At 69.4% G+C, this 13,856-nt stretch carries 11 protein-coding genes; 6 read left to right on the top strand and 5 right to left on the bottom strand.

Annotation, left to right across the window (positions count from 1 at the left end):
- Positions 1-4: 4 nt before the first annotated feature.
- From EHW97_RS05625 to EHW97_RS05615, 3 genes are all read right to left on the bottom strand, one after another.
- On the bottom strand, positions 5-1,096 hold the full coding sequence (locus EHW97_RS05625) for an ABC transporter permease (RefSeq protein WP_124236184.1): 1,092 nt from the start codon (positions 1,094-1,096) through the stop codon (positions 5-7).
- Positions 1,093-2,106, bottom strand: a complete 1,014-nt coding sequence (locus EHW97_RS05620; protein WP_124236183.1) for an ABC transporter permease — start codon at positions 2,104-2,106, stop codon at positions 1,093-1,095. Before EHW97_RS05620 ends, EHW97_RS05625 begins: the two co-directional genes overlap by 4 nt.
- A gap of 76 nt (positions 2,107-2,182) precedes the next feature.
- On the bottom strand, positions 2,183-3,679 hold the full coding sequence (locus tag EHW97_RS05615; protein ID WP_124236182.1) for a sugar ABC transporter ATP-binding protein: 1,497 nt from the start codon (positions 3,677-3,679) through the stop codon (positions 2,183-2,185).
- Between the two features lie 94 nt (positions 3,680-3,773).
- On the opposite strand from EHW97_RS05615, the gene EHW97_RS05610 reads away from it, so the two are divergent.
- From EHW97_RS05610 to EHW97_RS05590, 5 genes are all read left to right on the top strand, one after another.
- Positions 3,774-4,937, top strand: coding sequence for an ROK family transcriptional regulator (locus EHW97_RS05610; protein WP_243696316.1), 1,164 nt, complete (start codon positions 3,774-3,776; stop codon positions 4,935-4,937).
- Positions 4,938-4,966: 29 nt separating this feature from the next.
- Positions 4,967-6,862: an acyl-CoA dehydrogenase family protein gene (locus EHW97_RS05605; protein ID WP_124236181.1), complete on the top strand. Its 1,896-nt coding sequence runs from the start codon at positions 4,967-4,969 to the stop codon at positions 6,860-6,862.
- A gap of 29 nt (positions 6,863-6,891) precedes the next feature.
- Complete coding sequence (locus tag EHW97_RS05600) at positions 6,892-7,668, top strand: hypothetical protein (RefSeq protein WP_208001907.1); 777 nt, start codon at positions 6,892-6,894, stop codon at positions 7,666-7,668.
- A gap of 177 nt (positions 7,669-7,845) precedes the next feature.
- On the top strand, positions 7,846-9,630 hold the full coding sequence (locus EHW97_RS05595) for a BNR-4 repeat-containing protein (protein WP_124236180.1): 1,785 nt from the start codon (positions 7,846-7,848) through the stop codon (positions 9,628-9,630).
- Positions 9,515-10,474, top strand: coding sequence for a BNR-4 repeat-containing protein (locus tag EHW97_RS05590; protein ID WP_243696319.1), 960 nt, complete (start codon positions 9,515-9,517; stop codon positions 10,472-10,474). The genes EHW97_RS05595 and EHW97_RS05590 overlap by 116 nt, the downstream gene beginning before the upstream one ends.
- A 181-nt stretch (positions 10,475-10,655) precedes the next feature.
- Here the strand turns inward: EHW97_RS05590 and trhO are convergent, their stop codons facing one another.
- Positions 10,656-11,558: an oxygen-dependent tRNA uridine(34) hydroxylase TrhO gene (trhO, locus tag EHW97_RS05585; RefSeq protein WP_124236178.1), complete on the bottom strand. Its 903-nt coding sequence runs from the start codon at positions 11,556-11,558 to the stop codon at positions 10,656-10,658.
- Between the two features lie 30 nt (positions 11,559-11,588).
- Between trhO and EHW97_RS05580 the strand changes: the two genes are divergently transcribed.
- Entirely contained in the window at positions 11,589-13,004 is a 1,416-nt protein-coding gene (locus EHW97_RS05580) for an amidase (RefSeq protein ID WP_124236177.1), read from the top strand.
- Positions 13,005-13,023: 19 nt separating this feature from the next.
- Here EHW97_RS05580 and map read toward each other — a convergent pair whose 3' ends face one another.
- The gene (gene map, locus EHW97_RS05575; RefSeq protein ID WP_124236176.1) at positions 13,024-13,794 is read right to left on the bottom strand and encodes a type I methionyl aminopeptidase; all 771 of its coding nucleotides are present in this window, start codon (positions 13,792-13,794) and stop codon (positions 13,024-13,026) included.
- Positions 13,795-13,856: the final 62 nt, after the last annotated feature.

Raw genomic sequence — 13,856 nt, 5'->3', positions numbered from 1 at the left:
GGTCCTACGCATCGGATGTCTCCTGTCGTTGCGCCCGAGGTGGGCTGGGTGGGGGTGGAGGGGTCGAGGGGGCGACTCCGCCGCGACGCCGAGGCCGGCGGGTAGCCCGCCAGCTACGGCCTGCCAGCGCGACGGCGACGATGATGATGACGCCCTGCACGGTGCTGCGCCACGTGGACGGGACACCGAGCGACGTCAAGAGCAGGAACAGCAGCTCCAGCGCGAACGCGCCCGCTGCGGCCGACAGCACCCACCCGCGGCCGCCGCCGAGCACCACGCCGCCGATGACGACGGCGGTGATCGCGGCGAACTCGTAACCGGACCCGACGGACGGGTGGACGCCGGCGTAGCCGACGAGCAGGATGCCCGCGACGGTGGCCGACAGCGAGGAGATGATGAACGCCCGGGTCTTGAGCCACCACACGGCGGTTCCGGCGTAACGGGCGGCTTCCGCGTTGTCACCGACGGCCACGATCGAGCGGCCGAAGGGGCGGCGCATGAGCCAGACCGCGAGCGCCGCGAGCACGAGCAGGATGAGCAGCGAGAACGGAAGGATTCCCACGACCGGGACACCTTCGATGCCGCCGCGACCGATGTCGCGGAACGCGTCCGACGGGTTGCCCGTCGCCGCACCGCCGGTCACGTAGCGCACCAGACCGGTCAGCGCGAGCATCATGCCGAGCGTGACGATGAAACTCGGGACCTTGAGGATCGTCGTGGCCAGCCCGTTGATGAGACCGATGAGCGCGCCGACCGCGAACATCACCACCAGCCCCGGCAGGATGCGCGCCTCGTCCTGACCGATGAAGTTGCCCGCCAGCACCACCTGGGCCGCAATGACCGCCGCCATCGACAGGTCGAACTCGCCGCTGACGATGACGTAGTACTGACCCATCGCCGCGATCGCGATCGGCGCGGTACGGCCGGCGAAGCGGATGAGCGACCCGGGATCGGCGAAGTTCGGGTTGGAGACCACGATGGCGACGAGCAACACGGCCGCCAGCACGAACACGGCTCCGCCGGGAGTGCGCAGCGCCAGCGCGAGACGTCGGCCGAGGCTTCCCTCGTACCGCGGGAGGGTGACCTGGGTGCTCATCGCACCTCCTGGGGAGTCGGTGAGGCTGAACCGAAGCGGGCGGGACGCCGGTCGATCTCGCGGCGGGCGTAGACCGCGACGGCGACGACGATGACCGTGCCGCGGACGACGTCCTTGAGGAACGGGTTGAGCTGCATGACGCCCATGACGTTGTCGAGCACCGCGAAGATCGCGACGCCGGCGAGCGTCCCGACGATGTTGCCCTTGCCGCCGCTCAGCAGCGTCCCGCCGAGCACGACCGCCGCGATCGACATGAGGTCGTAGCTGCCCTGCGAGCCGACGGTCGGTTGTCCGACTCCGAGACGGGCGAGGAGCAGAAGGCCGGCGACCGCGGAGAGCACCGTGCAGATGACGTGCGCGGCGATGATCGGCGTGGCGGTGCGGACACCGGACATGCGCGCTACCTCGGCGTGGCCGCCGACGGCGTAGAGGTGATGGCCGAGCCGCGTCCGCCGCAGCATCACGATGGCCAGCACCGCGCAGCCGAGCATGATCAGTGTCGCGATCGGCACCGGGCCGATGCGGGTGGCGTCCAGCAGCCGGAAGGCGCGGGGCGCCTCGCCGTGGCTGCCCTGGAAGTTCGAGGCCAGGTAGCCCGAGAGGATGAGCCCGGTCCCCAGCGTCGCGATGAAGCCGTGCACCTGCAGCTGGCTGACGATCAGGCCGTTGACCAGACCGATGACCACCGCGACGAGCAGCGTGAGGAGCACCGCGGGCACGATGCGCCCGGTCTGACCGGCCATGATGCCCCCGGCGGTCACGCTCGCGAGGCTCACGACGAACGGCACGGAGAGGTCGAGCGAGCCGACGAGGATGACCAGCGTCTGGCCGACGGCGATGAGCCCGAGGATCGTCATCGTCGTCAGGACGTTGTCGATGTTGCCGATGCTGAAGAAGTTGCGGCCGTTGACCGCGGTGATGATCGCGCCCGCGACGATCGCGAGGACCAGCACCGCGAAGACGATCGTGGTCGAGCTCAGGGTGCGGCCCTGGCGCACGGTGATGCTCATGACGCCACCTGCCAGAAGAACTCACGATAGGCAGGCGCCGTCATGAGGTGCCTGATGTTCACTCGCTGGCGCTCGCTCATGACGCCACCTCACCGACGCCGGTCGCGAGCGACAGCACGGACTCCTCCGTGGCACCGGCCGGGAGTTCACCGGCCAGCCTTCCGTCGCGCATGACGAGGATCCGGTCGGACATGCCGATCACCTCCGGGAGCTCACTGGAGACCATGAGCACAGCGACGCCTTCGGCGGCGAGCTCGCGCATGACCTCGTAGATGGCGTGCTTGGCGCCCACGTCGATGCCGCGCGTGGGTTCGTCGAGCAGCACGATGTGGGGATGGGTCGTGAGCCAGCGGGCGAGCACGACCTTCTGCTGGTTGCCGCCGGACAGGAACTGCGCCTCCTGGCCGAGCGACCGGGCGGAGACGGCGAGGGAGCCGAGCAGTCCGGGCACGTCGCGTCGCGCGGCGGGAGTGCGGCCGGGGAACACGCTGCGCACGACGCCGAGGGCGTTGTCGAGGATCGACTGCTGCAGGGCCAGCCCCGTCGCCTTGCGGTCCTCGGTGACCAGGGCCATCCCGTGGCGGATCGCCTGACGCGGGGAGCCGACAGTGACCGAGACGCCGTCGATCAGCAACTCGCCGCGGGTGAGAGGCGCGATGCCGAACACAGCCTCGAGCAGTTCGGTGCGACCGGAGCCCTGGAGTCCGGCGATGCCGACGATCTCACCGGCGCGCAGCGTCAGGTCGACGCCGTCGACGTGATCGTTGCCTGCACCGCGCAGTTCGAGCCGGACCTTTCCCGTCTCGGTGCCCGGACGCACGGGCGGGAAGAACGACGACATGGGGCGGCCGACCATGCGTCGGACCAGTGTCGACTCGTTCAGCTCGGACGCCGGGCGGGTGTCCACTTGCTCGCCGTCCTTGAGCACCGTCACGGTGCGGCACAGGTGGAGGACCTCACGCAGGCGGTGGGAGACGTAGATGATCGCCACGCCGCGTGCGGTCAGGTTGCCGATGATGTCGTACAGCAGCGCGACCTCGTGGTCGGCGAGCGCGGCGGTGGGCTCATCCATCTGGATGACCCGCGCGTCGAGGCTCACGGCCTTGGCGATCTCGACGATCTGCTGCTCGGCGACCGAGAGGGTACGCACCCGCCGGGCGGGGTCGAGACCGGTGATCCCGAGGCCTTCGAGGAGCGAGCGCGCCTCGCGCTCCATCCCGGTGACGTCCACCAGCCGGCCCTTGCGCGGCTCGCGGCCGAGGTAGATGTTCTCGGCGATGGTCCGCTCGGGGAGCAGGTTGAACTCCTGGAAGACGGTGGCGATGCCGGCCTGCTGCGCCTGGATCGGGTGCCCGAACGTCACCGGCGCGCCGTCGATCTCGATCGTCCCGGAGTCCGGCTCGTGCACGCCCGCGAGGATCTTCATGAGCGTCGACTTGCCGGCACCGTTCTCGCCCACCAGCCCCAGCACCTCGCCGGGATGGACGTCGAGACTCGCGCCGCGCAGGACGACGTTGCCGACGAAGCTCTTCGTCACGTCGCGAACCCGCAAAACGGGCAGATCACCTTCCACGGCAGCACTGTGACACAGTTCACCGACTTTTGTCGAGTACCCGTCAAAAGATGATTGCTGGACCTACAGAAGCGGCGATGGTTCAATCATTCCCGTGAAGACCAGTGACGTGTTCGCGCTCCTGCAGCGCGAGAACAAGCCCATGACCCGCGCTCAACTCGCGGCGTCCACGGGTCTGGCACGCTCCACGGTCGCCGCCCGTGTCGACGTCCTGATGCGGCTCGGCCTGGTCACGCCGTACGGCGACGCCCGCTCCACCGGGGGCCGGCCGCCCTCCTTGCTCGCGGTGAATCCGGCCGCTCGGGTCGTGCTCGGCGTCGACCTCGGCGCCACCCACGCACGGGCGGCGATCGCCGATCTCTCGGGCGAACTGCTCGCCGAGGAACGTGCCGATCTCGAGATCGCCGAGGGCCCGGACGTGGTCCTCGCGTGGGTCGAGACGGTCGCTCACCGGCTGCTGGAACAGGCGCAGCGCCCGATCACGGATCTGGCCGCGATCGGCGTGGGCCTCCCGGGGCCCGTCGAGCACTCGACCGGTCGAGCGATCAACCCGCCGATCATGCCCGGCTGGGATCGCTACGACGTACCCGCGCACGTGCAGCAGGCGTTCCCGGTGCCCGTGCTGATCGACAACGACGTCAACATCATGGCGCTGGGCGAGCAGCACGCCCAGTTTCCGACCGCGCGGGATCTGGTGTTCATCAAGGCGTCCACCGGCATCGGTGCCGGCATCATCGCCGGAGGCGAACTGCAGCGCGGGGCGCAGGGCACGGCCGGCGACGTCGGGCACATCCGCGTCGGCCGACCGTCCGACGCGCTGTGTCGATGCGGGAACATCGGCTGCCTCGAAGCGGTCGCCGCCGGTCCTGCGATCGCGCGCGCCCTGCAGGCTGCGGGCAAGCCCGTGCGCGACACCGCCGACCTGGTCCGGCAGGTGCGCGCCGGGGACGTCGACGCGATCCAGGCCGTGCGACAGGCGGGTCGCGACCTCGGCGACGTGCTCGCGATGGTCGTCAACTTCATCAATCCGTCGGTCGTGGTGGTCGGTGGCGCCCTGGCCTCCACGGGCGAACACTTCGTGGCGGGCATCCGCGAGGTCGTCTACCAGCGCTCGCTTCCGCTGGCCACCGAGCATCTGCGGATCGTCACCTCCGTGACGGGCGAACGGTCCGGTGTACTGGGTGCGGCGGCCATGGCGATCGGACACGTCCTGTCGCCCGAGGCGATCGAGCAGGCGAGCCTCGAGCTCACCTCGTAAGGGGTCCGTTTCGCCGCTAGCGTGGGGCCATGACGTCCCCCGAAGCGCTCCGTCGCGCGCTCGACGGCAAGTGGCGCCATGTGCGCGAGCAGAGCCGAGTCGAACTCGCCGGCATGGATCTCGCCTACGACCACTCGCTCTCCCTGGACGAGGCGCGAGCCCGGGTGCTCGAGCAGCTCAAGCAGCTCGTGTCGACCGGGATCCCCGCCGCCGGATTCCGCACCGAGAACGGCGGAACCGGCGATCCCGGGATGGCGGTGACCGGCATCGAGATGCTCGCCCAGTTCGACCTGTCGCTGATGGTCAAGGCGGGCGTCCAGTGGGGCCTCTTCGGCGGCGCGATCGAGAACCTCGGCACGGAGCGCCACCACGCGATGATCCCGGACATCATCGATCTCAGCCTGCTCGGGTGCTTCGCGATGACCGAGACCGGGCACGGCAGCGACGTCCAGAGCCTGGAGACGACGGCGACATACGACCCCGCCACGCAGGAGTTCGTCATCCACTCCCCCACCCCCAGCTCGCGCAAGGACTACATCGGGGGCGCCGCGAGCCATGCCCGGGTGGCGGCGGTCTTCGCCCGGCTCATCACCCTGGGCGAGGACCACGGCGTCCACTGCTTCGTCGTGCCGATCCGCGACGAGGACGGCGATGACCTGCCCGGCGTGACGACCTCCGACTGCGGTTACAAGGGCGGCCTCGGCGGTGTCGACAACGGACGCATCATGTTCGACCAGGTACGGGTTCCGCGGGAGAACCTGCTCAACCGCTACGCGAACGTCGACGAGCGCGGCACCTACTCCTCGCCGATCGAGAGCCCCGGCGCGCGGTTCTTCACGATGATCGGCACGCTCATCCGCGGCCGAGTGAGCGTCGGCGGATCGGCGAGCGCGGCCACCGAGGTCGCCCTCAGCATCGCCGGCCGGTACGCGCTGCAGCGCCGGCAGTTCGAGGGCCGCGAGGGCGAGGAGACCGTCCTCATGGACTACCGCGTGCACCAGCGCCGCCTGCTGCCACTCGTCGCCACCTCCTATGCCTTCCGGTTCGCTCAGAACCAACTCGTTGCGCGCATGCATCGTCTGCAGACCGAACCCGATCCCGATCCGCAGCAGCAGCGCGAGCTGGAGAGTCGTGCCGCGGGCCTCAAGGCCATCCAGACCGAGCACGCGACCCGGGCGATCCAGGAAGCGCGCGAGGCGTGCGGCGGCGCGGGCTACATGGCCGAGAACCGCCTCACGACGCTCAAGGCCGACACGGACGTCTTCACGACCTTCGAGGGCGACAACCACGTGCTGATGCAGCTCGTCGCGAAGGAGATGCTCACCGCCTACGCCAAGGAGGTCACCGGTCTCGACCCGCTCGGCATGGTGCGGTTCGCCGCCGAGTCGGTGGCCGACATCGTCAAGGAGCGCACCGCCGCCGGTGGCCTGATCCAGCGGCTCATCGACGCGCGGCCCGGTGGCGGCGACGAGCACGACCTGCTCGACCGCGGTACCCAGCTGAGCTTGTTCGAGGACCGCGAACAGCACGTCATCGAGACCGCCGCCCGTCGTCTGCAGCGCGCCCGGCAGGAGCCCGAGCGGTCGTTCGAGATCTTCAACGAGGCGCAGGACCACGTGCTCAAAGTCGGTCAGGTGCACATCGAACGTGTCGTGCTCGAGGCGTTCACCGCCGGCATCGCGCGCTGCGACGACCCCGAGGCGCAGGAACTCCTGCGCGACGTGTGCTCGCTGTACGCCCTCAGCGCGATCGAGCGGGACAAGGCATGGTTCATGGAGCACCACCGGCTGACCACCGACCGCGCCAAGCAGGTGACCGCCGAGGTCAACGCCCTCCTGGAGAAGCTGCGGCCGCACACGCTGACGCTCATCGAGGGCTTCGGTGTCCCGCCCAGCACGCTCAACGCCGCGATGCTGACCACCTGAGCCGGTGGGCGGGCGTGTGATCATGGCGCATGCCGTTCACGTTCGAAAAGCTCCCGCCGGCTCCGGACCGGGCTCCTGACGTCGATGAGAGTTTCACGGGAGAACTGAGTTCGAAGCTGTGGGTTCCGAGCTATCTTCCGCACTGGACGACGCCGGAGCGGGCACGCGCTCGTTATGCGTTGCTGCGGCCGGGAATAGAGCTGCGAATCGACGCAGACCAGCGTGACTGGCGCCCTGAGGACGCCCCGTTACGCGTCTCGAATCTGCAGACGGGGGTCTATTCGGGGCCGGTCGGCTCCGCCATCGGGACGCACCGTCATCGGGCAGACCTCGAGGTTCGTACCGAGACCCGCCAGCAGCTTCTGTTCGCCCCGTCCCGCGGGCGAGTCGACATCACGCTCGCGGCAAGCCGTGGATCGAACTGCATGGTCGCTGCCTGGTTGATCGGGACAGAGCACCTGTCGGCACGTGACTCTGGTGAGATCTGCATCCTCGAAATCGATGCCGACGCCATCGGGCCGGCGACACGTGTCCGCAGTGGCATCAAGGCACATCATGACCCGCGCATGACCACCGATATGGCCGAGGTCATCGTCCCCGTCGACGCCTCGCAGCCGCACACGTGGACCGCAATCTGGGGCCATGGCGAGACCGTCATCGGGTGCGACGGGCGACTACTGCGACGCATCGCCCAGGCGCCCGACTACCCGCTCTTCCTCATGATCGACCTCTTCGAGATCGGGCCACGTGGCGGCACGTACCCCAAGACCGCCACCGTTCACCAGGTTCGCGGGTGGCAGCACTGACCCGCGCAGGTCTCCAGCGCCCCGGCGGCAGTGGGAGGTCGCGAGCAGTCCCAACGGGGGGTGTGGCGACCCGTCCGAAGGGGTGAAATCCGGAGAAAACGCCCCACGCGCGCCGCCGTACGTGCGACCGTCAGGCCCACGCCCTTCCCCTGACGTCGTCCCCCCGAAGGAACGCCCGTGCGACGACTCGCGCTCATGTGCGCCGCTCTGCTCGCCACCACGCTCGTGGTGACTCCGCCCGTCGCCGCTGACCCTGCTGCCGACGATCCCGTCGGCCCGCTGCAGGCCTACGAGGCCACGGGACCGCATGCCGCCGCACTCGGCTCGTCGTACGGGCCCCGCCGTCAGGTGAGTGACACCGGGTACGTCCAGGACTTCGTCAACGGGCGGCTGTACGCGACCGAACGCGGGGTCTTCGCTGTCCATGGCGCCGCGTGGGCCGCCTATTCGAGGAACGGTGCCCACGGAGCGCTCGGCTTCCCCACCTCGGAACTTCAGCCCGACGGCGCAGGACGCGGTACGGGCATCCAGGAGTTCGAGGGCGGACTCGTCGTGGTGTCCGGCGACGCTGCGTGGGCCATCGCCGAACCCGTGTTGAGTGAATTCCGCCGACTCGGCGGGTTCGAGGAACTCGGACTGCCGCGCGAAGACGAGGTGCGATCGGGCCGATTCTGGACTCAGCGATTCGAGCGAGGCCGAGTCAGCGCCTCGGTCCGCGCGGGCCAGGACTCGCTCCTGCTGCGGCGCGACCGCCGCAACTTCGTGAAGTCGCGTATCGCCCCCGGCGAATCCGACTACTTCTTCGACTACGGACGCCCGGGCGACGCGATGCTCGTCGGCGACTGGAACGGCGACGGCACCGACACCCTCGCCGTTCGGCGCGGGAACGAGTTCCACCTCCGGAACAGCCTGACGAGTGGACCGGCCGATGTCGTCATCCGGTACGGGCGTCCGAACGACGTGATCCTCGTCGGCGACTGGAACGGCGACGGCACCGACACCCTCGCCGTCCGCCGCGGGCGGACGTACCACATCCGCAACAGCCTCACGAGCGGTCCGGCCGACGCGGTCGTGCATTACGGACGCCCGAACGACGTGATCCTCGTCGGCGACTGGAACGGCGACGGCACCGACACTCTCACGGTCCGCCGCGGGCGGACGTACCACGTCAAGAACAACCTCGCGAACGGCGCTGCCGACAACGTCGTCCCCTACGGCCAGGCCACCGACGTGGTGCTCGTCGGAGACTGGGACGGCGATGGTGTCGACACGCTGACGGTTCGTCGAGGGAATCAGTACCACGTCAAGAACAGCATGAAGGCGGGTGCCGCCGACCGCGTCGCGGTGTTCGGCCGGCCCGGCGACCGTGCTCTGGTCGGGAATTGGGACGGGAAGAACCACGCCTATCGCGAGAAGGCGAATCTCGAGCCTCCCGCGGAGATCAAGCCGGCGAACGGCGCTTCCATGAGCCCGCTTTCCCCCGCCTGGGCGAACAACTCCGTCAATGCGACGGTCTTTCGCCGCAACTCCGTCGTGAGCCACGAAGCCGATGGGGTGGTCCACCAGTTCACTGCCTACTACGACGAGAACGGGGCACTCGTGCTCGCCCGCCGGTCCGGAGGAGGACGCTGGGAGTACGAGCGTTCGATGCACACCGGCAATCCGACCGACGCACACAACTCGATCAGCATCGCCGTGGACGGCAGCGGGTATCTCCACGTCTCGTGGGGTCATCACAATTCGCCGTTGTCCTACGCGCGCTCCGTCGCTCCCCTGTCTCTCGAACTGGGCCCCAAGGAGTCGATGGTGGGCCGCGGTGAGACGCTCGTGACCTATCCGGAGTTCTATCGGCTCCCGGACGGCGGCCTGTTCTTCCTCTACCGCTTCGGCCGCTCAGGCGCCGGCGACCTCGTGCTCAACCGGTACGACCCCCCGCACCGGACGCTGGACGCGGGTCCATGATCGCCTCCTCGACGGTGAGGGCCAGCGCAACCCGTACTGGCAGGCGACCGTGGACTCGAAGGGGCGCCTGCACCTGGCCTGGACCTGGCGCCGGACCGGCGACGTCCGCACCAATCACGACGTGTCCTACGCGCGGTCGATCGACGGCAGCGGCGTGGAGTGGGAACGCTCCGACGGACGACGCTATGCGATGCCGGTCACGCGCGCCGACGCCGAACTGCTGGCCGCGGTGCCGGAGAACAGCAATCTCATCAACCAGACCTCGATCGCGGTCGACGAGGAGGATCAACCCGTCATCGCGACGTACTGGAGCGATGGACAGGCACGGTCCGGCGTGAAGCGACCCGTGCAGTACCGCATCATCGAGCAGGCCCCCGAGGGCCACTGCAACGACGGACGCACTCCGGCGGGATGGTGTATCGACGACACCGGGTTCCTCAGCCGCACCTCCTTCGAGCTCGGCGGCTTCGGCACACTCGCGATCCCGATCTCACGACCCCAGGTACTCGCACAAGGCAGCGGCGCGAACCGCGTCGTGCACCTCGTCTTCCGCGCGCAGGAACGCGGCCAGAAAGTCAGCATCGCCACGCGCCGCGGACTCGGCGCCGCCTGGGATCCCCCGATCGACCTGACCCACGACTCGGTGGAGGACTGGGAACCGTCGTATGACACGGAGCAGTGGCGTCGGACTCGGGTCCTTGATCTCTACGTGCAGCGCGTCAACCAGGTCAACAACGAGGGGATCGCCAGCACGGCGCCCCAGCGCGTGTACGTGCTCTCCTACCCGCTCGCCTCGGCGCGTCCGACGACGATCGAAGAGCCTCAGCTCGACGGGACCGAGTGACCGCTTCGGCCGACGTCACGTGGTCTCGATACGGTCGGTCGCTGAGCGACCTCCCTACTCGACCACCTACGCGCGCTGTACGTGGTCGAGTAGCCCCGAGGAACGAGCGGCGTATCGAGACCACACCTCCCTCACGGGGCCTCGACATGGCCCGTCGCAGAACTCCGCGCCACTCGGCCATCTAGTCCATGACGGCGGTGAGGGCGTGGGCGTCGCAGCCGGGATCGGCGCTCATGCACGCGTCGCAGCGGGCGAACTGCCGTACGCACGCGACGTCGACGCAGTCGCGCACGCTCTTGGTCGGTCCGGCGCAGCGGTCGCACGTTCCGACGACCTTCGCGTGATCGGAGAAGTCGGTCGCGACGCGGCCGTCGAACACGTACAGCGAGCCCTCCCACAACCCGTCGTCGCCGAACGTCTCGCCGTACCGCACGATGCCGCCGTCGAGCTGGTACACCTCACGGAAGCCGCGCTGCTTCATCAGCGGGGTGAGCACCTCGCAGCGGATGCCGCCCGTGCAGTAGGTGACGACCGGACGATCCTTGAGGTGGTCGTAGGCGCCCGAGTCCAGCAGGTCCAGGAACTCGCGCGTCGTCTCCACCGGCGGCCGGACGGCCCCGCGGAACCGGCCGATCTCGGACTCGATGTGGTTGCGGCCGTCGAAGAACACGACGTCCTCGCTGGCCACCAGCTCGTGCAGTTCCTCCGGGGTCAGCTTCGTGCCACCGTCGACGACACCGTCCTCGTCGACCTTCAGGGCGTCGGGCGCACCGAACGCGACCAGCTCGTCGCGCACCTTGACGCTCAACCGCGGGAACAGGGCGGTGGTGCCGTCGGGCAGCGCCGCACCCTGGCTCCACTTGATGTCGGCGTCCTTGAACGGCGCGTACGACCGCAAGCCGCGGACGTACTTCTTCAGCTCCACGACGTCGCCGCCGAGGGTGCCGTTGATGCCGTGCGGGGAGACGATCACGCGCCCGCGCAGCCCGAGCGAATCGGCGAGGGTGTGCTGCCACAGCCGGATCGCCTCGGGATCCGGCAACGGCGCGAAGGCGTAGTACAAGATCACTTTCGGCGTGGCCACCGCTCGAGTCTAGGACCCTAGGCTGGGGCCATGAGCCGCGAGTTGCACGACCTCGACGCCCACGACCAGGCCGCGTTGTTGCGCCGCCGCGAGATCACGAGCAGCGAACTCGTCCGGCACCACCTCGACCGGATCGCCGGTGAGGAGTACGGCGCCTTCGTGACCGTCACGCCTGACGCGGCGATCGAGCAGGCGGCTCGAGCCGACCGGATGCTCGAGCAGGGCGACGCGCCGCCGTTCTGCGGGGTGCCGACGGCGATCAAGGACCTCACCTCCACCGCCGGACTGCGCACGACGCTCGGCTCCCGGCTGCTCGCCGAGCAGGTGCCCGACGTCGACGCGCACGTCGTGCGCCGGGTGCGTGACGCCGGATTCGTGAGCCTGGGCAAGACCAACACCCCTGAGTTCGGGCTGTCCTCGTTCACCGACAACGACCTCGTCGGACCGAGCGTGACGCCGTGGGACACCACGCGCAACGCCGGCGGCTCCAGTGGCGGTGCCGCGGCAGCCGTCAGCGCGCGGCTGGTGCCCGTCGCCCTCGGCAGCGACGGCGGCGGATCGATCCGCATCCCGGCGAGCAACTGCGGCATCTTCGGTCTCAAACCGAGCCGCGGGCTCGTCAGCGCCGGCCCCGAAGGGGTGCAGTGGAACGGCCTCGCGACTGATGGCGCGCTCACCCGCACGGTGCGCGACGCTGCCGCCATCCTGGACGTCCTGGCCGGGCCGATGCCCGGAGATTCACGGATCAGCCCGGTCCCCGAAACCCCCTTCCGCGAGCAGGCCCGCCGCGATCCCGGCCGACTGCGTATCGCGCGATGGAGCCGCCCCTACCTCGACTTCGTGGAGACGTCGCCCGCATCGATCGCAGCGTGGGAGCACGCCAGCGCACTCCTCGCGGCGGCCGGTCACGAGATCGTCGACATCGACAATCCATGGACGCCCGAGTTGGAAGCGCAGTTCAACGTCGTGTGGTCCGCGGGGATGGCGGCGGCGCCGATCCCACCGGAAGCCGAAGGTCTGCTGCGGCCGACGACGCGGTACTGGCGCGAGCGCGGCGGACGGGCGAGCGCCCCGGACCTGGCTGCCGCGATGGGCTTCCTCGAACTCACCACACGCGCGACCCTGGCGGGGCTCGCCGAATTCGACCTCTTCCTCACGCCCACCCTCGCACTACCGCCGCAACCCACCGAATGGTTCACGAGCCCTGAGGATCCCCTGGAGATTCACCGGCGCGAGCTGCTCTTCACGCCGTTCACGGCGCTCATGAACATGAGCGGCCAGCCGGCGGCGAGCCTGCCGGTGTACGCGACCGAGGAGTCCAGCGACACTCCGGCGCTACCGATCGGCGTCATGCTCGCGGCTCATCACAGGCAGGACGGGCTGCTCCTCGCCGTCTGCGCCCAGCTCGAGGACGCCTTCCTCACCACGCCGGGCGGCGGCAGGTAAGGAACCGTCCTGCGGGGGGTCAGGACCGCTGGGTCATGACGATCGGGTCGCCCTCGGTGATCGCGATGGTGTGCTCGCTGTGCGCGCCGCGGGAGCCGTCGGCGCTGCGGATCGTCCATCCGTCGGGGTCCATGACGATCTCATCCGTGGTGGCGAGCAGCCACGGCTCGATCGCGATCACGAGCCCGGGCTTGAGGGGGAAGCCGCGGCCCGGCCGGCCGTCGTTGGGCACGTGCGGATCGCCGTGCATCGTGCGACCGACGCCATGACCGCCGAACTGCGTGTTGACCGAATACCCGGCCTCGCGGGCGATCTCACCGATGGCGTGGCCGATGTCGCCGAGCTTCGTGCCGGGCCGGGCGATGTCGATCGCGGCGGCGAGCGCGCGTTCGGTGGTCTCGATCAGCCGGACGTCCTCGTCCCGCGGAGTGCCGACGATCGTGCTGACCGCGGAGTCGCAGACCCAGCCGTCAACGCTCACGGCGAAGTCGAAGCTGACGAGGTCGCCGTCCTTGAGCTTGTACGGGTGCGGGAGGCCATGCAGGACGGCGTCGTTGACCGAGGTGCAGAGCACTTTGCCGAAGGGGCCGCGACCGAACGACGGCGCGTAGTCGATGTAGCAGGACTCGGCGCCGCGGTCCTTGATCATCTGGTGCGCGAGGTCGTTGAGATCCAGCAGATCGACCCCCACGTCGGCCGCCTCCACGAGGGCCGACAGCACCTCGCCGACGAAGCGCCCGGCCGGACGCATCTCCTCCAATTGCGCAGGGGACAGCAACTCGATCGCCATGCCGTCAGCCTACGCCGCGCCCGGAACGTCCTTCGTGCTGCGGGTCGTGGCCCGCAGCACGA

Origin of the sequence: Aeromicrobium camelliae (genome assembly GCF_003850045.1) — a bacterium.
Lineage (GTDB): Bacteria > Actinomycetota > Actinomycetes > Propionibacteriales > Nocardioidaceae > Aeromicrobium > Aeromicrobium camelliae.
This window is presented reverse-complemented; position numbering and strand designations above follow the sequence as displayed.